This is a genomic window from Phenylobacterium sp., assembly GCF_016793225.1.
Taxonomy (GTDB): domain Bacteria; phylum Pseudomonadota; class Alphaproteobacteria; order Caulobacterales; family Caulobacteraceae; genus Phenylobacterium.
The window spans coordinates 19936-43241 of record NZ_JAEUMN010000107.1; the positions used below are offsets into that span (position 1 = coordinate 19936).

Here is a 23306-nt window from a genome sequence, read left to right on the forward strand (position 1 = left end):
GACGGTTAGAGTGCGGGGCGCCGCCATCCGTCGCCTTCGACTCACAGCCCAATGGGTCCCCCGGACAATCCCCCGGACGAGCCGGGGGAGGGGGATGACGACGGGCAGCGGCGACGATGGGCTGGGAACAGGGAGGAGCTGGGCATGGCTGACTTCGGCGGACCTGATCTGACGGCGTTCCGGGGCGAGGTCCGGGACTGGCTGGCGGCCAGCTTCCCCGCGTCGCTGAAGGGGCAGGCGCCTCCGGAGGGGCGGGAGCTGACGCCGGATCAGGACGCGTGGCGCAGGGCCATGGGCGAGAAGGGGTGGGGCGTGCCCACCTGGCCCAAGGCCTATGGCGGCGGCGGGCTGTCGCGGGCGGAGGCGAGGGTCATCGCCGAGGAGCTGGCCGCCATCGGGGCCTACAATCCGATCGGCGGCATGGGCGTCATGATGTTCGGGCCCACGCTGCTGGAGTACGGCAACGAAGAACAGAAGCAGCGCCACATCCCGCCGATCGTCCGCGCCGACCTGCGCTGGTGCCAGGGCTTCTCGGAGCCCGGCGCGGGCAGTGATCTGGCGTCGCTACAGACCAAGGCGGAAGACAAGGGCGATCACTGGCTTGTCAGCGGCCAGAAGATCTGGACAAGCGGAGCCCATACGGCCGACTGGTGCTTCTGCCTCGTCAGGACCGACAACACGAAGAAGCATGAAGGCATCAGCTTTCTGCTGATCGACATGCGCTCTCCCGGCGTGGAGACGCGGCCGATACTGCTGATCAACGGCACGACGCCCTTCTGCGAGACCTTCTTCACCGACGTGAAGGTTCCGAAGGAGAACCTCGTGGGGCCGCTGAACGGCGGCTGGACCATCGCCAAGCGGCTGCTGCAGCACGAGCGGCAGGGCATCTCGGGCGCCAACCAGACGGGCGCCCCGGGCGTGACGCCGGGCGGGCCCATCGCGGCGAAGGCGGCGGCCTATGTGGGCCTCGACGACACCGGCCGGCTGGCCGACCCCGACCTGCGCCGCCGGCTGACCGAGCACCTGATGGAGGAGCGGGCGTTCCAGCTCACCGGCCGGCGCGCGGCCGAGGAGGCGCGGTCGAACTCGGGACCGTCGGCGGCCAGCTCGGTGCTGAAGAACGTCGGCTCGAAGGTGCGGCAGGACAAGGCCGAGCTGACCGTCGAGCTCCTGGGGCACCAGGGCCTGGGCTGGACGGGCGAGGCGTTCCACGCGGACGAGTTGGGCGCCACGCGGGCCTGGCTGCGCGGCAAGAGCGGGACGATCGCGGGCGGGTCCTGGGAGGTCCAGCTCAACATCATCTCGAAGCGCATCCTGGGACTGCCGGAGGCGACGCAGAAGGGGTAATGTCGAGCTTTCCAGTCATCCCGCGGCTTGTCCGCGGGATCCATGCCGAGGCCGAGCGCGGCGGAACGATGGGTCCCGCGGACAAGCCGCGGGATGACGGTCAGAGATTTTAGCGAGGACGGATATTTCCGATGGCTGATTTTGGTGGCGGTGCGGATCTCGACACCTTCCGCAAGGAGGTCCGCGAGTGGGTGGAGGCGAATTTCCCCGCCTCGCTCAAGGGCAAGCCCAACCCGATGGCGGGCGAAGGCCGGGCCGAGAAGCCCACGGCCGATCAGGAAGCCTGGCGCAAGGCCGTCGGCGAGAAGGGCTGGGGCACGCCCACCTGGCCGAAGGCCTACGGCGGCGGCGGGCTCTCGCCGGCCGAGGCGCGCGTGATCCAGGGCGAGTTCGCCCGGGCCGGCGCCTACAACCCCATCGGCGGCATGGGCGTCATGATGTTCGGCCCGACGCTGCTGGAATACGGCACCGAGGCGCAGAAGAACGAGCACATCCCGCCCATCTGCCGCGGCGACCTGCAGTGGTGCCAAGGGTTCAGCGAGCCGGGCGCCGGCTCCGACCTCGCGGCGCTGTCGACGAAGGCCGAGGACAAGGGCGATTACTTCGCCATCACCGGCCAGAAGGTGTGGACAAGCGGCGCGCAGTACGCCGACTGGTGCTTCTGCCTGGTGCGGACCGACCCGTCGAAGAAGCACGAGGGCATCTCGTTCGTGCTGATCGACATGCACCAGCCGGGCGTCGAGGTGCGGCCGATCGTCCTGATCAACGGCCAGGCGCCCTTCTGCGAGACCTTCTTCACCGACGCGCGCGCCGAGAAGAAGGACCTGGTAGGCCCGCTGAACGGCGGCTGGACCATCGCCAAGCGCCTGCTGCAGCACGAGCGCAGCGGCATCTCGGGCATGGGCGGCGGCATGATGGGCCCCTCGCTCTCGGACCTCGCCAAGAAGTACGTGGGCGTGGACGAGGAAGGCCGCATCGACGACCAGGACCTGCGCAACCGGATCATCCGCAACGCCATGGAGACCAAGGTCTTCCAGCAGACCGCGTTCCGCGTGATGGCCGAAAGCCGGGGCAATTCCGGTCCGTCGGCCGCCACCTCGATCATGAAGAACGCCGGCACCTGGATCGCCCAGGAGCGCCACGAGCTGACGCTGGAGATCATGGGCCACCAGGGCCTGGGCTGGGAGGGCGAGGCCTTCGACAAGTCCGAGCTCGAGATCGTCCGCGCCTGGCTCTACGGCAAGGCCTTCACGATCTTCGGCGGCAGCCAGGAGGTGCAGTCGAACATCGTCTCCAAGCGCATCCTGGGCTTGCCTGACCTTACGCAAGCGAAGTGATGGATTGACCACGGACCACACGGACAACACGGACGAACGCGTGACAGGACCAGCCGCGGGAAACTTGAGTGGAGGCGCGCCGACGGCGCGCGGTCCTGCCAGCGGCATGTCGATTGTCGGTGTGGTCCGTGTGGTCCGTGGTCGAAATTATTCTGGTCGCCGCGCCGGCGGCGGACTTTATTGAAAACGCACAGAATTTCACGAGGAAAGACATGGCCGTACTGACCGAAGAACAGAGCATGCTGCGGGACTCGGCGAAGAGCTGGGTCCAGGAGAAGTCGCCCGTCACCGCCTTCCGCAAGATGCGCGATAGCGGGGCCGAGCTGGGCTACGACGTGGCCGCCTGGAACGAGATGGCCGAGATGGGCTGGGCCGGGGTGATCATCCCCGAGGAGTACGGCGGCTCGAACTTCGGCTACCTGAGCCTGGGCCTGGTGCTCGAGGAGCTGGGCCGCACGCTCACCGCCTCCCCGCTGATCGCCTCGGGCCTGGCCGCGGCCTCGGCCCTGATCCTGGGCGGCAACGACGCCCAGAAGGGCGAGTGGCTGCCGAAGATCGCCGACGGCTCGGCCGTGGCGACCCTGGCGGTCGACGAGGGCCCGCACCACCGGCCCGACAAGGTCGAGGCGACCGTCTCGGGCGGCAAGCTGACCGGCAAGAAGACCTTCGTGCTGGAGGGCATGGCCGCCAACGTCTTCGTGGTCTCGGCCAAGGAGAACGGCCAGGTCGAGCTCTTCCTGGTGAAGGCCGACGATCCGGGCGTGTCGCGCCAGAAGCTGTCGCTCGCCGACAGCCGCGGGGCGGCCAATGTCGAGTTCAACGGCGCGGCGGCCGAGAAGCTCTCGGGCGGCGCGGCGCTGCTCGAGAAGGTGCTGGACCGGGCGCGGGCGGGCATCTCCGCCGAGATGCTGGGCGCCGCCACGCAGGCCTTCGAGACCACGCTGGACTACCTGAAGACCCGCGTGCAGTTCGGCCAAGTCATCGGCAGCTTCCAGGCCCTGCAGCACCGCGCGGCCAAGATGTTCACCGAGCTGGAGCTGTCGCGCTCGGCCGTCGAGGCGGCGCTGGCGGCCATCGACGCGGACTCGCCCGACGTGCCCGAGCTGGCCAGCCTGGCGAAGGCCAAGATGGGCGACACCTTCCACCTGATCTCGAACGAGATGGTGCAGATGCACGGCGGCATCGGCATGACCGACGCCCACGACGCGGGCTTCTACCTGAAGCGCGCCCGCGCGGCCGAGGCGGCCTACGGGAACCAGGCGTTCCACCGCGACCGCTACGCGCGGATCCAGGGGTACTGATCGCCCCGACATCGCCGAGTTGACGGAGCCCCGTCGGTCGAGAGACCGGCGGGGTTTTCGTTCCTGGGGGAGGGGCTCTCGTCTTCCTTTCCCGCTCGCGGGAAAGGGGGACCGTCCGCCGACGCCGGCGCAGGCCGGCCGGAGAGCGGATGGTGGAAAGGGCAGGCGGCCGGCAGGGCGGATGGGCTCGCTGCAGCATGGCGTCGGGACTGAAGCTTTCCCTCTCCACCCCCCGCTCTTCGGCGGGCGGTCCCCCTCTCCCGCTCGGCGGGAGAGGAAGGGCGTCCGGGTCTGGCGTGGGTGGGGGGCAGGTGGCCTAGCGCCCGCCCTGCAGCACGAAGAACTGGCGGTCGGGGTCGGTCTGGGGGAGGCGCTGGCCGTCGGGGAGGACCACGACGGCGCCGTCGGGGGCGTATTGCAGGATGTAGGCCTTGCGCACGGCGTCGCCGAGGTTCGGGCCGGTGCGGTGCGGGGCGAGGGAGGAGAAGACCACGACGTCGCCGATCCGCGCGGGGGCGGCCACCGCGTCGGGCGCGGCGTCCAGGCAGACGAGGCCGATGTCGGTGGGGCGGTGCTCGAGCGTGCCCAGGCGGTGCAGGCCGGGCGCGATCCAGGGGCAGCCGTTGGCCTCGTCCACGTCGACCAGCGGGATCCAGAGGGTCAGGTACTGCTGGGGCTCGACGAACGAGTAGCCGTTGTCCTGGTGCCAGGGGAAATCCTGCGGCTTCTCGGTCTTCTTGTAGACGGCCTGGTCCCAGTAGAGGCGCACGTCGGGGCCGATGAGGTCGTGGACGATGTCCTTGATCGCCGGATGGGCGGCGAAGGCCCGCAGGACCGGGGAACGCTTCACCAGGTGCAGGGTGAAGGTGATGGCCTCGGCGTCGGTGAGCCGCACGCGGCCGCCGCGCGCGCGGGCGAACTCGGCGTGGGCGGCCTCCATCGGGTCGATCTCGGCGGCGACGGCGGCGATCTCGGCGGGGGTGAAGGCGCCGCGGACGACACAGAAGCCGTCGCGGTTGAAGCCGTCGATCGCGGCCGGCGACAGGCGGCGCGCGGGCTCGGGACGGGCGGGGCGCCATTCGAAGCCCTCGCTCTGCGGGTGGCGGCGCGGGGCCGTGCGTTCGAGGGGGCCGGGATCGTCCATGGGGGCGGCTTCACATTGCTGTCGGCATAGGTAAATGCTGCGCGGCCAGCCGAGTCGAGGACCCACGCATGAAGACCCGCGCCGCCGTCGCCTTCGCGGCCAAGACGCCGCTCGAGATCGTGGAGCTGGACCTGGAAGGCCCGCGCGCCGGCGAGGTGATGGTCGAGATCAAGGCGACGGGGGTGTGCCACACCGACGCCTACACCCTGGATGGGCTGGATTCGGAAGGCATCTTCCCGTCGATCCTGGGCCACGAGGGCGCGGGCGTGGTGGTGGAGGTGGGGCCGGGGGTGACCTCGGTGGCCGTGGGCGACCACGTGATCCCGCTCTACACGCCGGAATGCCGGCAGTGCAAAAGCTGCCTCTCCCGCAAGACGAACCTGTGCACGGCGATCCGGGCGACCCAGGGCAAGGGCCTGATGCCCGACGGGACCAGCCGGTTCTCGTACAAGGGCCAGACGATCCACCACTACATGGGCTGTTCGACCTTCTCGAACTACACCGTGCTGCCCGAGATCGCGGTGGCCAGGATCCGCAAGGACGCCCCGTTCGACACCGCCTGCTACATCGGCTGCGGGGTGACCACGGGCGTGGGCGCGGTGGTGAACACCGCCGGCGTGGAGCCGGGCAGCCGCTGCATCGTGTTCGGCCTGGGCGGCATCGGGCTGAACGTGATCCAGGGCCTGAAGATGGTGGGCGCGAGCCAGATCGTGGGCGTCGACATCCAGCCCAAGCGCGAGGAATGGGGCCGCAGGTTCGGCATGACCCACTTCGTCGACCCGCACCGGCTGGGCGACAAGGACCTGGTGGCGCACCTGGTGGAGCTGACCGACGGCGGCGCGGACTACACCTTCGACGCCACGGGAAACACGACGGTCATGCGCCAGGCGCTGGAGGCCTGCCACCGCGGCTGGGGCGAGAGCATCATCATCGGCGTGGCCGAGGCGGGCAAGGAGATCGCCACCCGGCCGTTCCAGCTGGTCACCGGGCGCGTCTGGAAGGGCACGGCGTTCGGCGGCGCGCGGGGCCGCACCGACACCCCGAAGATCGTGGACTGGTACATGGACGGCCAGATCGAGATCGACCCGATGATCACCCACCGGCTGCCGCTGGACCGCATCAACGAGGCCTTCGACCTGATGCACGCCGGGGAGAGCATCCGCACCGTCGTGGTCTATTAGGACCCGCAGAAGTAGTACGTCCGTTCGCGGGGCGCCGCAGGATCCCGGGTCCCGCGCCGGCTCCGGACCCGCTCCGCCGAGCGCCCAAGAGGTGGGCGCCGTTAACCATGTTACACAACTCACAGAAGAATCCCGTCGGGTCCCCAGCACGCCGTGGTATCTGGTTAGCCAGGCTTTAACGCCGCCACGGGCCATGGAGGCGCCGGGGCGGCCCGCTGTCTGGGGGTCATGACACATGCGTAGCTTGTTCCTAGCGGTCGCTTCGGTGGCTCTGTTGACGGCGACGTCGGCGGCGGCCAGCTCGATCAGCAACATCAACGCCACCGCGGGTTCGCGGGCGAACGTTCCGGGCAGCGGGGAGTGCGTGTCCTCCGTCTGCAACAACAACATCGACCTGCCGGGCGGCGAGGGCGTGCTGCGCAACGCCCCGGGCTCGACCGGCGGGGCGGCTTACAACTCGTTCGTGAACATTGGGCCCTCGTCGATCTTCTTCGAGAGCTCGAACTCGACGTCCGAGGGGAATTTCAGCTCGTTCCAGTCGTTCTCGACGGTGAGCTTCGACTTCCTCAACTCCGAGGACGCGCCGGTGGCGTTCCACTCGGAGATCACGCCCCAGGGGCTGGGCATGTACCTGGCCGACACCAGCGGCGGCTGCCTCTTCACCAACAGCTGCGTCCAGGTCTCGCACCACGTGGCGCAGCTGTCCGACCTGTACGCGCCCGGCGAGACGAACGGGATCATCGGCGCCGTCGGCTTCCAGTTCGACATCCTGGACAACGGCGACACGCTCTACACCCTGTCGGGCTTCCTGGCGCTGGCGCGCAACGCGCTGGGCTGCGACGGCTACTGCGTGGTCGACGCCCTGGGCGAGGAGGCCTTCTACGAGGGCGACTTCCTGGTGGAGGCCACCGGCGCGCGATCGCTGAACGGCTTCGCGCGGCAGACCGACCCGACCGACACCTCGGCCATCGCGTTCGGCTGGGACGCCACCCCGGTGCTGCTGTCGCTGCTGCCCGGCGAGCACACCATCGAGTACCGCACCTCGGTGTTCAGCATCACCAACACCGACTGCATGGGCATGACGAGCGAGATCTGCCTGGTGGCCTACTCGGGCTTCGGTGATCCCATCGGCCGGGGCGGCGGGATCGACGCGCTCCGCGGCGACCTCCGCGCCGGCATGTCGTTCGGCAACATGCCGGGCGGCCTGGGCGGCTTCGACGCCGAGCCGTTCCACGACCTGCCGGGCGGGCTGATCCAGGGCCTGAACTTCTCGCCGGCCCGCTTCTCGCTGCCGGTGTTCCGCAACGGCGTGCTGACCTACGACTCCAGCACGAGCGGCGCGGTGCCGGAGCCCGGCACGTGGGCCCTGATGATCCTCGGCTTCGGCGCGATGGGAGCGGCGTTGCGGCGCCGTCGCATTCCGGCGCATATCTAGCGTCGGCATGACGCAAACAGAGTCGCCCGGGGGCGCGCCGTCGCAAGGCGGTCGCGCCTACCGGGCCTTCATAAGTTACAGTCACCGCGACAAGCAGCACGCGGCGTGGCTCCACCGCACGGTGGAGGCCTACCGCATTCCGAAGAAGCTGGTGGGCAAGGAGACCCCGATCGGGCCCGCGCCCGCCCGTCCGTCCCCCATCTTCCGCGACCGTGACGAACTGCCGGCGTCGGCCGACCTCGGCGGCGAGCTGATGTCGGCCCTGCAGCGGTCGATGTTCCTGATCGTCATCTGCAGCCGCGCCTCGGCCAAGTCGCACTGGGTGATGCAGGAGATCCTCAGCTTCAAGCGCATGCACGGCGAGAGCCGGGTGCTGGCCCTGATCGTCGACGGCACGCCCTACGCCTCGAACACGCCGGGCCAGGAGGACGAGGAGTGCTTCCCGCTCAGCCTGCGCTTCAAGCTGGGGCCCGACGGCCAGCTCTCGGACGTCCCGGCCGAACCGATCGCGGCCGACATGCGGCCCGAGGGCGACGGCAAGCGCCTGGCGCAGATGAAGCTGATCGCGGGCCTGACCGGCCTGCGGCTGGACGAGCTGGTGCAGCGCGAGGCGCAGCGCCGGAACCAGCGGCTGATGATGGTGGCCTCGGGCGCCATGGCCGGCATGGTCGTGACCGGCGGCCTCGCGGTCTACGCCAACTTCCAGCGCATCGAGGCCGACCGGCAGCGCCTGATCGCCGAGAAGGAGAGCGCCGCCGCCCGGGCCGCCTCGGACTACCTGGTCGGCACCTTCGAGCTGTCGAACCCCGCCACCGAGAACCCGCGCACCATCACCGCCCTGACCATCCTGGGCCGAAGCGCCGAGCGGGCGCGCACCGAACTGGCCAACCAGCCCGAGATCCAGGTGCGGCTGCTGGCGACTCTGGGCCGCGCGTACAACAACCTCGGCCTGCTGGGCGAGGCGAAGACCGCGGTGGAGTCGTCGCTGCCGGCGATCCGCAAGGCCGGCCCGGACGGCGCCGAGGCGCTGCTCGTGCTCTCGGCCACCTATGTGCGCCAGGGCGCGCTGGACAAGGCGGCGGCCACCGTGAAGCAGGCGGTGGCGCTGCTGGGCCCGGACCCCGAGGACCACCCCGAGCTTCGCGCGCAGGCCGCGCTGACCGAGGGGCGGATCGCTACCTCGCGGTCCGACGTGAAGGCGGGCGTCGCCGCCTTCGACCGCGCGCTGGCGTTCTATCGGGTCGCGCCCGACGCTTCGCCGCGCGACATGGCGGTGGCCTACAACAACCGCGGCCTGCTGCTCTCGGACGACGGCCAGTTCGACCAGGCCGAGGCGTCGCTGAAGCAGTCGCTGGCCATCTTCCGCCGCGCCTCGGGCGAGAACCACCTGCTCACCGGCCGCGCCTGGTTCGCGCTGGCGCAGAACTCGTTCAACGCCGGGAAGCTGGAGGGCGCCGAGAGCGAGATCGCCCAGGCGCTGAAGATCCAGCGCGTGGTGCTGGACGGCGACAACCCCCTGCTGGCCGACACGCTGTCGATGCAGGGCCAGATCCTGCAGGGCCGCGGGAAGCTGGCGGAGGCCGAGCGGGCGCTCCGCGAGGCGGTGTCCATCTACCGCAAGGCCTTCGAGGGCCAGCCGCACTACCTGATCGGCATCGCCGACGTGTACCTGGCGCTGATCGAGAGCGAGACCGGCCGCACCGAGGCGGCGCTGGCCACCCTGGCCGACGCCAAGCGGAACTACGACGGCAGCTACGGCGAGATCCACCCCAACCACGGCGACCTGCTGGTGAACCGGGCCAAGGTGCTGGCGCGCGCGGGCCGCATGGGCGAGGCGCGCGTCGACTGCGCGGCGGGTATCGACATCCTGCGCAAGACCCTGGGGGCGAACGCCAGCTTCACCCGGCAGATGGCGGCCGAATGCGGCGCCCTGGGGACCTCGCGCCAGGCGCGGCTCTGATCGCCGCGCACGTTCGGGAAGCACGGAGTCTGTGGGTCCCGGTCTTCACCCGCGGCGAAACCGGGATGGCAGCGGGAGGAGGAGCGGTCAGTCCTCCAGTTCGTACACCACCATCTCGGTCCCCTTGAACCGGCGGCTCTCGTAGAGGCCTCGCGCCTCGACGTTGTCCAGTTCGGTGCCGAGCCAGGCGTACGCGCAGCCGCGCTCGCGGCCCCACGCCAGCAGTTCGTCGAGCAGCCGTCCGCCGATTCCGCGCCGCCAGAGGGCCGGCGTCACGCCCATGTTGTCGATGTAGAGCCCCGGCGGCTGGTCGGGCGACAGGTGCACGATCCCGCGGGTCTGGCCCACCACCTGACCGTCGGCCATCGCCAGCACCATGAGGTGCCGGTCGTCGGCCAGGTAGCCCGCCAGGAAGGCCGGCGAGATGTCCTCGTCGAAGACATCCTGCGCCACCCGGTCCAGGAGGCCGGCGTCCGCGGGCCCGACGCGCACGATCTTCGTTTCCATGGCCGCGACCTTAAGGGTTGCCACCGGCTTGTGAACAGCGGCAGGGTCCAAACCTGAACGGGGCGTCAATTCCGGTCTCACCGACGCGAAGGCCGGGGCCCCGAGGGAGGCCGGATCCATGACCCGTTTCGCCATCGCCCTTCTGGCCGCCACCGCGCTTGCGGGCGCCGCCGGCGCGAAGACGCTCACCGTCACCCCGGGCCCCGACGCCCAGGAGCGCATCCAGACCGCGCTGCTCGACGCCAAGCCGGGCGACGTCGTCGAACTCGCCGCAGGCCGCTACGACCTCACCGACGGCCTGTCGCTGGACGTCGACGACGTGGTGGTGAAGGGCGCGGGCCCCGACAAGACCGTGCTCTCCTTCAAGGGCCAGAAGGGCGCGGGCGAGGGCCTGCTCGTGACGTCCGACCGGGTGACCCTGCGCGACTTCGCCGTCGAGGACACCAAGGGCGACGGGTTGAAGTCGAAGGGCTCGGACCAGATCAGCTTCATCAACGTGCGCGTCGAGTGGACCGGCGGCCCGAAGGAGACCAACGGAGCCTACGGCGTCTATCCGGTCTCATCCTCCAACGTGCTGGTGGACCGGACCCTCGTGCGGGGCGCGTCCGACGCCGGCATCTACGTGGGGCAGTCGAAGAACATCGTGGTCAAGCGCAGCCGCGCCGAGTTCAACGTCGCCGGGATCGAGATCGAGAACTCGATGAACGCCGACGTGTTCGACAACGTGGTCACCCGCAACACCGGCGGCATCCTGGTGTTCGACCTGCCGAACCTGCCGGTCATGGGCGGCCATTCGCACCGCGTGTTCCGCAACCAGGTGGTCGACAACGACACGCCGAACTTCGCGCCGAAGGGCAACATCGTCGCCGGCGTCCCCGTGGGCGCGGGCATCATGGTGATGGCCAACCGCGACGTGCACGTCTTCGAGAACCGCATCGACGGCAACCAGACCGCCGCCGTCATGCTGGTCAGCTACACCCAGAAGTTCGACGACAAGGCCTACAATCCCCTGCCCCGCGACATCGTGGTGCGCGACAACCAGCTGGGCCGGAACGCCTGGGACCCGCAGTTCAGCGGCGGGCAGGTCATCAAGGCCATGCTGGGCGGCAAGGTCCCGCCGATCATGTGGGACGGGGTCACCACCCACGCCCAGAGCCCGGGCGTCGCCAAGGTCCGCATCTCGGACGGCCCGGTGCTGAACCTCAACCTCCCGGCGCCGGGGCAGGTGGAGGCCGCGAAGCCCGCCATCACGCCCACCGTGGGCGACGTGCACGTCGCCGAGCCGAAGGCCGTCGTGCTGCCCAAGACGCAGGCCGACCTTGGCGCCTGAGTCCGATCCGGTGTGATGCGTCTGGGTCTTGCCCTTCTCGCGGCGCTGGCCAGCCTCGGCGCCGCCCCGAAGCCCGAGCCGGTCGCGCTCGAGGCGCTGCTGGCCGAAGCGCCCGCCCCCAGGCTCAGCGACTACCGCCTGTTCGCCGACGCTGCCGGCCGGCGGCCGAACGGGGGCGTCACGCCCTACGCCCTCAACACGCCGCTGTTCACCGACTACGCCGAGAAGTTCCGCTACCTCTACCTGCCGCCGGGGGCCAAGGCGCGCTACCGCGCCGACGGCGTCTTCGACTTCCCGGTGGGCGCCGCCCTGGTGAAGACCTTCGCCTATCCGGCCGACCTGCGGCGCCCGGACCAGCAGGTCCGCTACCTCGAGACGCGGCTCCTGGTGCGCAAGGCGGACGGCTGGGTCGCCCTGGCCTACGTCTGGAACGCCGAGCAGACCGAGGCCGTGCTGAAGCGCGCCGGCGCGCGCTTCGAGGTCGCGTTCACCGACGGCCAGGGCGCGCAGCGGCGCATCGACTACGCCGTCCCCAACCAGAACCAGTGCAAGGAGTGCCACCAGCTCGACAGGACGCTGCAACCGGTCGGGCCCAAGGCGCGCAACCTCAACGGCGACTTCGCCTACGCCACCGGCCCGGAGAACCAGCTCGCGCACTGGACCCGCCAGGGCCTGCTGGCCGGCGCGCCGCCGCCGGGGCGGGCGCCGCGCACCGTACGCTGGGACGACCCGGCCGAGCCGCTCGAGGCGCGGGCGCGCGCCTACCTCGACGCCAACTGCGCCCACTGCCACCAGCCGCGCGCCATCGCGTCCAACTCGGGCCTCTTCCTCAACGTGGAGGAGACGCGGCCCTCCCACCTCGGCGTCGGCAAGGGGCCGGTGGCGGCCGGCCGCGGCTCGGGCGGGCTGAGCGTGGGCATCGCGCCCGGGCGGCCGGACGCCTCGATCCTCGCGTTCCGCATGGCCTCGAACGAGCCCGGCGTGATGATGCCCGAACTGGGGCGCTCGCTCGTCCATGACGAGGGCGTCCGCCTGATCCGCGAGTGGATCGCCGCCATGCCGGCCTCATGAGGGTCACCCGGCGCGCCGCGCTGGCCGCGGGCCTCGCCACGTTCGCCGTTCCGGCCGCGGCCGACGGGATCCGCGACGCCGCCCCGCCCGCCACGGACGTGGCCGCCTGGCGCGCCTACGAGGCGCGGCTTCGCGCCCGCATGGCCGACGCGGGCGGCGGGCGCTTCGACCAGACGGCCGCCCGCGCGGCCTTCGACCTCGGCAACGCCGCGCGCCGCGCGGCCGGCGCGCCTCCGCTCGAATGGCACGAGGACCTCGCCCAGGCGGCCCGCGCGCATGCCGGCGACCTCGCGCGGCGGGGCTACGTCGAGCACCTCTCCCCCGAGGGGTTCGACCCCAGTCATCGCTTCTGGCTGCTCGCCCGCCGCACCATAGGCTCTCCGTCCGAGAACATCGGCTACCACTCGGGTGCCCCGGTCGGCGCCGACCACTTCCTGCGCACCTGGCGGCGAAGCCCGGGGCACTGGGCCAACCTGCTGCGCGCCAGCCACTCCCACGGCGGCTACGCCTTCGTCCGCGGGCCCCGCCAGGCCGTGGCGGTCGGCCTCTACTGCCGGCCGCTGGCCGAGCTGGACGAACCGCTGCCCTTCCAGGCCACCGGACCGGACATCGCACGCGCCTTGCGGAACCTGCCGGCCGAGCTGCGGCCGCGCCTCGCCGTTCCCCAGGGCTCGCGCCTCGGCCGCGTCGAAGGGGCGCCTCCGGTGATGCAGATCACCGCGCTGCGCCGCGTGGACGTCGGCCGCGCGGACGTCATCGGCGGCCCGATCTTCCTGGCCGCCCCGGGTCCCGCGGCGGGCTGAACCGGCGCAGGGCGGCCTCCAGGCTGACGGCGCTTGCAGAAAGGCTGGTTTGCCGGACGCCGCGGAACCCCGCTAACCCTCGCAGCCACGCACTTCCGGAGCTTCGCCTTGGCCGACCTCTTCTCGCCGCTGTCCTTCGCCCACGGCCCCGCCATGAAGAACCGCTTCATGCTGGCCCCGCTCACCAACCTGCAGAGCCATCCCGACGGCCGCCTCTCGGACGACGAGTACAAGTGGCTCACCATGCGGGCGCAGGGCGGCTTCGGCCTGACCATGACCTGCGCGGCCCACGTCCAGGCGGTGGGCCAGGGCTTTCCGGGCCAGCTGGGCATCTTCGGCGACCAGCACCTCGAAGGCCTGACCCGCCTCGCCGCCGGCATCAAGGCCGCCGGCAGCGTCTCGTCCGTGCAGCTTCATCACGCCGGCAACCGCAGCCCGAAGGACCTGGTCGGCACGCCCGTCTGCCCCTCCGACGATCCCGAGACCGGCGCGCGGGGCCTCTCCCTGGGCGAGGTGGAGCAGCTGGTGGAGGACTTCGTCGCCGCCGCCGTCCGCGCCGAGCGGGCCGGCTTCGAGGGTGTGGAGATCCACGGGGCCCATGGCTACATCCTGGCCCAGTTCCTCTCGCCCGAGCTCAACCGGCGCGAAGACCGCTACGGCGGCTCGGTGGAGAACCGCGCCCGGATCGTCCGCGAGATCCTCGACGGCGTGCGCGCCCGCACCGGCCCGGACTTCCAGCTCGGCCTGCGCCTGTCGCCCGAGCGCTTCGGCCTCAAGCTGGCCGAGATCCTCGAGACCGCGCAGGCGATCCTCAGCGACGGCAAGATCGACTACCTCGACATGAGCCTGTGGGACGTCGCCAAGGAGCCGGTCGAGCCCGAGTTCCAGGGCCGCAGCCTGATGAGCTGGTTCACCGCGCTGGACCGCGGCCAGGTCCGGCTGGGCGTCGCCGGCAAGGTGACCTCGCCCGCCATCGCCGCGAAGATGCTGGACGACGGCGCCGACTTCGTCCTGATCGGCCGCGCCGCGATCCTGCATCACGACTTCCCGGAGCGGTCGCGCGACCCGGCCTTCACGCCCGCGCCGCTGCCGGTCACCGCCGAGCACCTGCGCAACGAGGGCCTGGGCCCGGCCTTCGTCACCTACATGTCCACCTGGCCCGGCTTCGTTCAGGCGCCGGAGACCGTCGAGGCCTGATCAGCGCGTAGGGGTCCCGGTCTTCCGCTGCGCGGAAACCGGGATGACAGCGAGGGAGAAGCGCCCGGGGGCGGCCTATTCGGGGGGCCGTACGGCCGTGGGGGCGATGGCGGCTGGCATCGGGCCGCCGGTCGCCCAGTCGAGCAGCTCGACCGGATGCACCACGGGCATGCCCACCGCCGGCGAAAGCTGCGCCATGCAGCCCACGTTGCCCGCGGCCAGCACCTCGGCGCCCGTGGCGAGGATGTTCGCCGCCTTGCGGTCGCGCAGCCGCCCGGCCATCTCGCTCTGAAGGATGTTGTAGACCCCGGCCGAGCCGCAGCAGAGGTGGCCCTCGGCGATGGGACGCACCTCGAAGCCGGCCTCGGCCAGCAGCCGCGGCGGCGCCGCCTTGATCTGCTGGCCGTGCTGCAGCGAGCAGGCCGCGTGGTAGGCCACCGTCGGGCGGCGGATGCGGACCACCTCGGGCAGGCCCGCCTCGGCGATGAACTCCAGCACGTCCCGGGCCTGGGCCGCGGCGCCCGCCCCCGGCTCGCCCAGCAGCCGGCCGTAGGCCTTCAGCGCCGTGCCGCAGCCCGCCGCCGTGGTGACGATGGCGTCGACCCGTCCCGCGCGGGCCCAGGCGGCCAGGTTGGCCCGCGCCATCGCCCGGGCCTCGTCGGCGCGGCCCAGGTGTTCGGAGATCGCCCCGCAGCACCCCTCGCCCTCGGCCAGGATCACCTCGTAGCCAGCCCGCGTGATCAGCCGGATCGCCGCGGCGCGGACCTGCGGCGTCATGGCAGGCTCGACGCAGCCCTGCAGCAGGATCACCCGCCCGCGGGTCTTGCCGCGCGGCGGCTGAGGCGCCTGCGCGGCCCGGACCCGCGCCGGCACGAGCCGAAGCAGCGCCGCCAGGGGCGCGAGCTTCAGCCGCGCGAACGCCGGCTCCAGCGGCCGCGCCAGCCGTCCCAGCCGCAACGCCCAGCGCAGGCGCGTCCGGTTGGTCAGCACCGCCGGGATCAGCGCCCGCAGGGTGCGCTCGAACCACGGCCGGCGATGGTTCGCCTCGATGTGCGCCCGCGCATGGTCGATCAGCTGCGCGTAGTCGACGCCCGAGGGGCAGGTCGTCGTGCAGGCGAGGCACGACAGGCACCGGTCGATATGCGTCACCGTGGACGGCGCCGGCGGGCCGCCGTGCTCGAGCATCTCGCGGATCAGCTCGATCCGGCCCCGGGGACTGTCCCGCTCGTCGCCGGTGAGCACATAGGTCGGGCAGGTCGCCGTGCAGAAGCCGCAGTGCACGCAGGTACGGATGGCGGCGGCGGACGCAGCCGTCTTCGGATCGGCGAGCTGCGCCGGGGTGAACGCCGTCCTCACGCGCGGCCCCGCGTGTCAGGCGGCCGGACCGGCCGGCGGCGGGACGTCGGCCGCAAGGCCCTCGAGGGGCGACTCGAATCTCCAGCGCAGGCCATCAGGCGCGTAGCTTACCTCGGATTTGCGCCCCGCGCCCCGCAGCGCCGTCTGGATCAGCCGCGACCCGAAGCCCAGGCGCTGCGGGGCCGCGACCGGCGGGCCCCCGCTCTCGACCCAGTCGACGATCAGCTTCGATCCCTCCGGACGCCACGAGATGGAGACCCGGCCGCCGGGCGACGTGAGCGCGCCGTACTTCATGGCGTTGGTCGCCAGTTCGTAGAGCACGAGCGTGAAGCCGAGCACCACGCCGCTCGCCAGCATCAGGTCCGGCCCCTCCAGCTCCACCTGCGCCGGGTCGATGCGCGGGACCCGGAGCGTCGCCTCGGTCAGCGCGCGCAGCGGGGCCGACTGCCAGTGGGCGGCGAAGAGCAGCTCGTACGCCTCGGCCATCGCCGCCAGCCGCTCGTCGATCAGCGCCGTCGCGGCTTGCGGATCGGGCGCGGCTCGCAGGGTCTGGCGGACCAGCGACTGCACCACGCTCAGGGTGTTCTTCACACGGTGCTGCAGCTCCTGCACCAGCAGCGCGTGCTGGGCCTCGATCCGCTTCATGTCGGTGATGTCGCGCGAGATGGAGAGCAGGTGTCCGACACGGCCGTCGCCGCTGCGGATCGGCGAGACCATCACGTCCCACCACTTCATCGTCCCCTTCGCGGTCGGCGCCTCGGCCTGGAAGCGGCCCACCTCGCCCGCGGCGGCGGCGGCGAGCGCGGCCATCGCCGCCGTGCGCCCCGGCTCAGGGAAGTTGTCGGGCCAGTACACGCCGCGCAGGAGGGCGAAGTCGTCGACCTCCATCACCCGGCGGCCGCCCTCGCTCATGAACTGCAGCCGGCCCTCCCGGTCGATCAGCTTCACGCAGTCGTGGCTGGCCGACATCAGGTCGTTGAGCAGCACGCCCCGCTCCACGAGGTCGGTGTCCAGTCGCCGCAGGTCGTCGAGTTCGGAAGCGGCGTCGCTGCTCATGTCCGTCGGCGGGCTTTCCTTGCATCCGCGCCGATGTCGGCGCTCGTCCCGGGGGGCCGGGCCAGATAGCACAGGTTTTCGAATTCAGGCGCCCTCCATGCGCCCGGGATTGAGGATGCCCAGCGGATCGAACGCCGCCTTCACGCGCGCCTGCAGCGCGCCCAGCGCGCCCTCCCGCGGGCCGAAGGCCTCGCCGCCGCGCAGCCGCAGGGCGTGCCCGCCGAGGCCCGCCGCCACCGCCCGCACCTTCGCCGCCGGCTCCTCGGTCAGCAGCCAGGCCAGGCCGCCGCCCCAGTCGTAGAGCGCGTCCCCCGGCAGCCCGTGCGGCCCTTTCCAGCCCGAGGCCGGCGGCAGCGAGAGCCGCCACAGCGGCCGCGGGTCGCCCGCGAACGCCTCGACCTCGCGGATCTGGCCCCAGAACTCGGCCGAGTGGGCGCCCGAGAGCTCGTCGATCCGGCCGAAGCCCTTCAGCGCGCCGTAGAGCGCCTCGGCCCGCGCCGCCACCGACGTGTCGAAGCCCTCCAGCCGCAGCGCCGTGACCGGCATCTCGGCCTTCAGCGGCCGCGCGCGGGCGGCGAAGCTGGGCAGGTGCGCCGCGGCCGACACCTCGAACGGCCCGTTCAACGCCGCGGTCATCGCCTCGCTCGCGCGCACGTCGGCCAGGCCGAACAGCAGCAGGGTCGCCTCGGCGCGCGGCGCGGGCATCACCTTGATCGTGACCTCGGTCAGCACCGCCAGCGTGCCCCACGACCCGGCCATCAGCTTCATCAGGTCGTAGCCCGTGACGTTCTTGACCACGCGCCCGCCGGCCTTGAACGCCTCGCCCCGGCCCGACACGGCCTCGAAGCCCAGGAAGTGGTCGCGCGCCGCGCCCGCCCGGATGCGTCGCGGCCCGGACAGGTTCGCCGCCAGGATCCCGCCCAGCGTCGGCTCGCCGAGCGCCGACAGGAGCCGCGTCCAGCGCGGCGGCTCGAAGGCCAGCATCTGGCCCTTGGCGGCCACCAGCCGCTCCAGGTCCGCGATCCGCACGCCGGCCTGGGCGGTCAGCGTCAGCTCCTCGGGCGAATAGTCCACGATCCGGTCCAGGCGCGCCGTCGAGAGCACCGCATCGACCGGGTCCATGCCGCCCAGGCCCCGCTTGGTGCCGCCGCCTACGACCTCCACGTGGCGCGCCGCCGCGCCGGCCTCGGCGACGATGGCGCAGACCTCCTCGGGGCTTGAGGGCTTCAGGACCTTGATCGCCTCGTCCAGCATCAGAACCGCGGCAGCTCCGGGAACGCCAGCTTGCCGCGGTGTACGTGCATCCGGCCCAGCTCGGCGCAGCGGTGCAGCGTCGGGAACACCTTGCCGGGGTTCAGCAGCAGGCCGGGATCGAACGCGCACTTCACGCGCTGCTGGCAGGCGAGGTCGGTGGCGTCGAACATCTCGCCCATCAGGTCCCGCTTCTCCACCCCCACGCCGTGCTCGCCGGTCAGCACGCCGCCCACGGCCACGCACAGCTTCAGGATATCGGCCCCGAACGCCTCGGCCTTGTCCAGATCGCCCGGCCTGTCGGCGTCGTACAGGATCAGCGGGTGCAGGTTGCCGTCGCCGGCGTGGAAGACGTTGGCCACGCCCAGCCCGTACTGCGCCGACAGTTCGCCGATGCGGGTCAGCACCTGCGGCAGCGCCCGCCGCGGGATGGTGCCGTCCATGCAGAAGTAGTCGGGGGCGATCCGGCCCACGGCCGGGAACGCGGCCTTGCGGCCCGCCCAGAAGGCCAGCCGCTCGGCCTCGTCCTGCGACACCTTCACGAAGTCGGCCCCGCGCTGCGCCGCCAGCGCCCGCACATGGCCGGTCAGCTCGGCGCACTCGGCCTCGGGGCCGTCCAGCTCGACGATCAGCAGCGCGGCGGCGTCCACCGGGTACCCGGCGCCCACGAAGGCCTCGGCCGCGCGGATCGCCGGGTTGTCCATCATCTCCAGGCCGGCGGGGATCACGCCTGCGGCGATGATGTCGCCCACACAGGCGCCGGCCGCCTCCACCGACGGAAAGCCCAGCAGCAGCGCCTGCGCCGTCTGGGGCTTCGGCAGGATGCGCACGGTCACCTCGGTGACCACGCCAAGCAGCCCCTCGGATCCGGTCACCAGGCCCAGCAGGTCGTAGCCGCCGGCGTCCATCGCCTTGCCGCCCAGCCGGACGATCTCGCCGCTCATCAGGACCAGCTCGCAGCCCAGCAGGTTGTTGGTGGTCAGCCCGTATTTCAGGCAGTGCACCCCGCCCGAGTTCTCGGCCACGTTGCCGCCGATGGTGCAGGCGATCTGGCTGGACGGATCGGGCGCATAGTAGAAGCCCTGCGCCTCCACGGCGGCGGTGACCCCCAGGTTCGTGACCCCCGGCTGCACCACGGCGCAGCGGTTGGCGTAGTCCACCTCGAGCACGCGGTTGAACTTGGACAGGCCCAGCACGACCCCGTCGGCCAGCGGAAGCGCCCCGCCCGACAGCGAGGTCCCGGCCCCGCGCGGCACCACCTTCACGCCGTTCGCCTGGCACCAGCGCAGCACCTGCGACACCTGCGCCGTCGTCTCGGGCAGCACGACGGCCAGGGGCGTCTGCCGATAGGCCGACAGGCCGTCGCTCTCGAACGGGACCAGCGACGCGGGGTCCGACACCACGCCTTCGCCGGGCACGATCCGGCGCAGGGCGCGGACGATCTCGGCCTTGCGGGCGATCAGCGCGTCGTCGGGCGCGGGCATCCTCATGGGCGGGACCGTAGGCGCAGACTCGACCCCGCGCCAGCGCGCCGGCGCCAGGCTCTGGCGTGACCCCACGGCAGGGCCGGAATACTCGCCCCCGCGCGGCTCCAGACCCCTGCAGGAAGGCATCCATGACCGACATCCTCGACCTTTCGGGCCGCGTGGCCCTCGTCACCGGCGCCGGGCAGGGCGTCGGCCGCCAGATCGCCCTGCACCTGGGCGGCGCCACCGGCAGCGGCGGCGTGGTGGTGAACGACTACGTCCTCGACCGCGCCGAGGCGGTGGCCGAGGAGATCCGCGCCGCCGGCGGCAAGGCGGTCGCCGCCCAGTGCGACGTCTCGAACCACGAGGCGGTGAAGGCCATGGTGGCCAAGGCGTCCGCCGACCTCGGCCCCATCGGCATCCTGGTCAACAATGCCGGCAATGCGGGCGCGACCCCCTCGGCCGAACTGGGCAAGCCCTTCTGGGAGACAGGCCCCGACGTCTGGCAGAGCTTCATCGGCGTCAACCTGTACGGGGTCATGAACTGCACCGCGGCGGTCATCCCGGGCATGCTGCAGCGCCAGGCCCCCGGGCGCATCGTCACCATCATCTCCGACGCCAGCCGCTGGGGCGACGCGGGTCTCGAGATCTACGCGGGCGCCAAAGCCGGCGCGGCCGGCTTCATGCGCAGCTGCGCCCGCTCGCTGGGCCGCTACGGCATCACTGCCAACTCGGTGGCCATCGCGCTGACCGCCACGCCGGCCGTCGAGCGGACCCTCAAGGGCGACCCCGAGCGGCTGAAGCGCACCCTGGAGAAGTACATCATCCGCCGCCCGGGCCAGCCCGACGACGTGGCCAACATGGTGCTGTTCCTGGCCTCCGACGCGTCCAGCTGGATCACCGGCCAGGTCTATCCCGTGAACGGCGGCTTCTCGTTCGCGCTATAGGACGTCTGGCTCAAACAGACTGTCATCCCGCGCGGCGCCTGGCGGTCAGCGGATTTGGCGGAGCGGCGACGCGGCCGCGGCGTCGCGCTTGTCCGCCGGGCCGCGGCCTGCCATGCCGCTTCGGGCGGGTGCTCGCGGCCTGGACATGAGCGGGGTGGGGCGATGAACAGCAGCGGCGCAACCGCCCGCAACGCCGCCGGCTTTCCGGCCTACCTCTTCGCGCACGGCGCCTGGTTCCTGGCGTTCGGCGTGCAGATGGTCATCTTCCCCTACCTCGTGCGGGTGGTGCTGCAGGAGAACGAGGTCCGCTTCGGCGTGGCCCAGATGTGCCTGCAGCTGCCGACCACGCTGCTGATCCTGCTGGGGGGCTTCGTCGCCGACCGGGCCGACGGCCGCCGCATCGTCGTCGCCGCCTGCGTCGCGGCCACCGTCACCTTCCTGGGGCTCGGCCTCGCCGTCGCCGCCGGACGGCTCACCTACGGCCTGATGATCGCCTACGCCCTGATCGTGGGCGTGATCGGCGCCTTCGCCACCCCCGCCCGCGACGCGCTCCTCAGCCACGTGGCGCCCGACCCGGCGAACATCCAGCGCGCCGTCTCCGGCGCCTTCCTGGCCCAGTTCGTGGGGCAGATCCTCGGCATGCTGCTCGCCATGGCGACGCCGATCATCGGGGTGACGGCGCTGCTCCTGGGCCAGGCTGGCCTGCTGGGGCTCGCGGGCGTCGCGGCCACGCGCATGCGGCCCCGGGCGAGCGGTGAGCGGCCGCCGCGCGAAGGCCATCCGTTCCGCTTCCTCGGCCGCCAGATCGCCGAAGGCTTCGCCGCCGTGCTCGCCTCGCCGGTGATCGCCCCGGTGCTGCTGCTCTCCATCGGCATGGGCGTCTGCTTCTTCGGCGCCTTCTCCGTGCTCCTGCCGCTCATCGTGCAGGGATACTTCCCGGACACCGCCGACGGCCGCGCGAACCCGGCCATCGCTACCGCCCTCGGCGCCTTCACGCTCTGCTTCTGGGTCGGCTCCACGGTCTCGGCGGTGCTGCTGATGCGCCGCGGCGCGCCGCGCCGGAAGGGCGCGGCCTATCTCGCCGCCCTGGCGTCCGGCGCGCTGGTGCTGCTCGCCTGCGCCCTGCCCATGCCGCTCTGGACCCTCTGCGCGCTGAACTTCGCCTGGGGCCTCGGCGGCGGGGTCGCCATGACCCTGGGCCGCGGCTTCGTCCAGGAACACGCCCCGCCCGAGACCCGGGCGCGGGTGCTGTCCATCTTCACCCTCGGCCAGATGGGCGGCGCGCCGGTGGGCGCCGTGGTCTACGGCGTGCTGGCGCACGCGGTCGGGCCGCGCCTGGCCATCGTGGCGCCGGCCCTGCTGATGGGCGCGATCGTCGCCGCCGTGGCCGCCCGCTCGCGCCTGCTCCAGCTCAGAAGCTGAAGATCCGGTCGCCGACCCCGCGGGTCTGGACTTCCCCTTCGTCGCCCTGCGAAGGTGCCGAGGACCCACGCCAAGGACCTTCGCCATGAACGACGTGCCCGCCTCCAAGCTCGCCCGCGACCCGCGCATCGATCCGCGCATCAAGGCGGTCTTCGGCTGGCCCGACCGGCCGCCTGTGGGCGACATCGCCTCGCGCGAGGCCCTGATCGCCGAGGCCAACACCCCCGCGGCGCTGGCCGCCGAGGCCGCCATGCAGGCGCTATTCGACGCGTGCGACAGCGAGGCCAACGCGCCGAGCGCCGGGCTCTCCATCCGCCGCGAGACCTACGTCTCCCAGCCCGACGGCAACACCATCCAGGCCGCGGTCATCCGCCCCGACACGGCCGAGCGCCTCGCCTGCGTGGTCTACCTCCACGGCGGCGGCATGCAGTCCATGAGCGCCTTCAACGGCATGTACGCGTCCTGGGGCCGGATCATCGCCGCCGCCGGGGTCTGCGTGGTGATGCCCGACTTCCGCAATGCGCTGCGGCCCTCCTCCGCGCCCGAGGTGCTGCCGTTCCCGGCCGGCCTGAACGACTGCGTCTCGGCCGTGAAGTGGGTGGCGGCGAACGCCGAGGCGCTGAACATCGACCCGGGCCGCATCGTCGTCGCCGGCGAGAGCGGGGGCGGCAACCTCACGCTGGCCACCGGGCTGAAGCTGCTGAAGGACGGCGACATCGGCCTGATCCAGGGCCTCTACGCCCTGTGCCCCTACATCGCCGGCCAGTGGCCCCACCCCGACAACCCTTCGTCGGTGGAGAACAACGGCCTGCTGCTGGAGTTGCACAACAACCGCGGCGCCATGGCCTACGGAATCGAGCATCTGCACGCGAAGAACCCGCTGGCCTGGCCCGGCTTCGCCACCGAGGCCGACGTGCGCGGGCTGCCGCCGGTGGTCATCAGCGTCAACGAGTGCGATCCGCTGCGCGACGAGGGCGTGAACTTCTACCGGCTGCTCCTGCGCGCCGGCCAGCCCGCCCGCTGCCGCCAGCTCATGGGCACGATCCACGGGACCGAGATCTTCTCCATCGCCTGCCCCGAAATCAGCCGCGACACCGCCGTCGACCTCGCCCGCTTCGCCCGCGGCGCCTGAGCCGGAACGGCCCCGTCATCCCGGTTTCGCCGCCAGGCGAACACCGGGTCCCGGTCTTCCGCT

General features: G+C 71.9%; 19 protein-coding genes. 13 read left to right on the top strand and 6 right to left on the bottom strand.

Going from position 1 to position 23306, the window contains the following annotated elements:
• Positions 1-144: 144 nt before the first annotated feature.
• The 3 genes from JNK30_RS13095 to JNK30_RS13105 all read left to right on the top strand — a co-directional run bounded on the left by JNK30_RS13095 (position 145) and on the right by JNK30_RS13105 (position 3985).
• Positions 145-1347 carry an acyl-CoA dehydrogenase family protein gene (locus tag JNK30_RS13095; RefSeq protein ID WP_293482763.1) on the top strand — a complete coding sequence of 401 codons (1203 nt, stop codon included), beginning with the start codon at positions 145-147 and terminating at the stop codon, positions 1345-1347.
• Positions 1348-1478: 131 nt separating this feature from the next.
• Positions 1479-2684: an acyl-CoA dehydrogenase family protein gene (locus JNK30_RS13100; RefSeq protein ID WP_293482764.1), complete on the top strand. Its 1206-nt coding sequence runs from the start codon at positions 1479-1481 to the stop codon at positions 2682-2684.
• Between the two features lie 212 nt (positions 2685-2896).
• Positions 2897-3985 (top strand): acyl-CoA dehydrogenase family protein, encoded by a 1089-nt coding sequence (locus JNK30_RS13105; RefSeq protein WP_293482765.1) that lies wholly within the window; start codon positions 2897-2899, stop codon positions 3983-3985.
• Positions 3986-4301: 316 nt separating this feature from the next.
• Here the strand turns inward: JNK30_RS13105 and JNK30_RS13110 are convergent, their stop codons facing one another.
• The gene (locus JNK30_RS13110) at positions 4302-5129 is read right to left on the bottom strand and encodes a phytanoyl-CoA dioxygenase family protein (RefSeq protein WP_293482766.1); all 828 of its coding nucleotides are present in this window, start codon (positions 5127-5129) and stop codon (positions 4302-4304) included.
• Between the two features lie 68 nt (positions 5130-5197).
• Here JNK30_RS13110 and JNK30_RS13115 point away from each other — a divergent pair, with 68 nt between their 5' ends.
• From JNK30_RS13115 to JNK30_RS13125, 3 genes are all read left to right on the top strand, one after another.
• The gene (locus JNK30_RS13115) at positions 5198-6310 is read left to right on the top strand and encodes an S-(hydroxymethyl)glutathione dehydrogenase/class III alcohol dehydrogenase (protein ID WP_293482767.1); all 1113 of its coding nucleotides are present in this window, start codon (positions 5198-5200) and stop codon (positions 6308-6310) included.
• Positions 6311-6575: 265 nt separating this feature from the next.
• A complete protein-coding gene (locus JNK30_RS13120; RefSeq protein ID WP_293482768.1) occupies positions 6576-7745 on the top strand; it encodes a PEPxxWA-CTERM sorting domain-containing protein in 1170 nt (389 codons plus the stop codon).
• A 7-nt stretch (positions 7746-7752) separates the two neighbouring features.
• Positions 7753-9705 carry a toll/interleukin-1 receptor domain-containing protein gene (locus JNK30_RS13125; RefSeq protein WP_293482769.1) on the top strand — a complete coding sequence of 651 codons (1953 nt, stop codon included), beginning with the start codon at positions 7753-7755 and terminating at the stop codon, positions 9703-9705.
• Between the two features lie 87 nt (positions 9706-9792).
• Here the strand turns inward: JNK30_RS13125 and JNK30_RS13130 are convergent, their stop codons facing one another.
• Positions 9793-10212, bottom strand: a complete 420-nt coding sequence (locus tag JNK30_RS13130; protein WP_293482771.1) for a GNAT family N-acetyltransferase — start codon at positions 10210-10212, stop codon at positions 9793-9795.
• Between the two features lie 118 nt (positions 10213-10330).
• Here JNK30_RS13130 and JNK30_RS13135 point away from each other — a divergent pair, with 118 nt between their 5' ends.
• The 4 genes from JNK30_RS13135 to JNK30_RS13150 all read left to right on the top strand — a co-directional run bounded on the left by JNK30_RS13135 (position 10331) and on the right by JNK30_RS13150 (position 14613).
• Entirely contained in the window at positions 10331-11542 is a 1212-nt protein-coding gene (locus tag JNK30_RS13135; protein ID WP_293482772.1) for a parallel beta-helix domain-containing protein, read from the top strand.
• A gap of 15 nt (positions 11543-11557) precedes the next feature.
• Positions 11558-12613 (top strand): SO2930 family diheme c-type cytochrome, encoded by a 1056-nt coding sequence (locus JNK30_RS13140; protein ID WP_293482773.1) that lies wholly within the window; start codon positions 11558-11560, stop codon positions 12611-12613.
• The gene (locus JNK30_RS13145; RefSeq protein WP_293482775.1) at positions 12610-13416 is read left to right on the top strand and encodes a CAP domain-containing protein; all 807 of its coding nucleotides are present in this window, start codon (positions 12610-12612) and stop codon (positions 13414-13416) included. The genes JNK30_RS13140 and JNK30_RS13145 overlap by 4 nt, the downstream gene beginning before the upstream one ends.
• A 108-nt stretch (positions 13417-13524) precedes the next feature.
• Positions 13525-14613, top strand: coding sequence for an NADH:flavin oxidoreductase (locus JNK30_RS13150; protein ID WP_293482777.1), 1089 nt, complete (start codon positions 13525-13527; stop codon positions 14611-14613).
• Positions 14614-14688: 75 nt separating this feature from the next.
• On the opposite strand, the gene glcF is transcribed toward JNK30_RS13150, so the two are convergent.
• From glcF to JNK30_RS13170, 4 genes are all read right to left on the bottom strand, one after another.
• A complete protein-coding gene (gene glcF, locus JNK30_RS13155) occupies positions 14689-15969 on the bottom strand; it encodes a glycolate oxidase subunit GlcF (RefSeq protein WP_293482779.1) in 1281 nt (426 codons plus the stop codon).
• A 15-nt stretch (positions 15970-15984) separates the two neighbouring features.
• On the bottom strand, positions 15985-17025 hold the full coding sequence (locus JNK30_RS13160; RefSeq protein ID WP_293482781.1) for an HWE histidine kinase domain-containing protein: 1041 nt from the start codon (positions 17023-17025) through the stop codon (positions 15985-15987).
• Between the two features lie 84 nt (positions 17026-17109).
• On the bottom strand, positions 17110-18279 hold the full coding sequence (glcE, locus tag JNK30_RS13165; protein ID WP_293482783.1) for a glycolate oxidase subunit GlcE: 1170 nt from the start codon (positions 18277-18279) through the stop codon (positions 17110-17112).
• Positions 18279-19766 carry an FAD-linked oxidase C-terminal domain-containing protein gene (locus JNK30_RS13170; RefSeq protein ID WP_293482785.1) on the bottom strand — a complete coding sequence of 496 codons (1488 nt, stop codon included), beginning with the start codon at positions 19764-19766 and terminating at the stop codon, positions 18279-18281. Before JNK30_RS13170 ends, glcE begins: the two co-directional genes overlap by 1 nt.
• A gap of 125 nt (positions 19767-19891) precedes the next feature.
• Between JNK30_RS13170 and JNK30_RS13175 the strand changes: the two genes are divergently transcribed.
• From JNK30_RS13175 to JNK30_RS13185, 3 genes are all read left to right on the top strand, one after another.
• Complete coding sequence (locus JNK30_RS13175; RefSeq protein WP_293482787.1) at positions 19892-20689, top strand: SDR family oxidoreductase; 798 nt, start codon at positions 19892-19894, stop codon at positions 20687-20689.
• A 162-nt stretch (positions 20690-20851) separates the two neighbouring features.
• Complete coding sequence (locus tag JNK30_RS13180; protein ID WP_293482789.1) at positions 20852-22111, top strand: MFS transporter; 1260 nt, start codon at positions 20852-20854, stop codon at positions 22109-22111.
• Between the two features lie 85 nt (positions 22112-22196).
• The gene (locus JNK30_RS13185) at positions 22197-23243 is read left to right on the top strand and encodes an alpha/beta hydrolase fold domain-containing protein (RefSeq protein WP_293482791.1); all 1047 of its coding nucleotides are present in this window, start codon (positions 22197-22199) and stop codon (positions 23241-23243) included.
• Positions 23244-23306 lie beyond the last annotated feature (63 nt).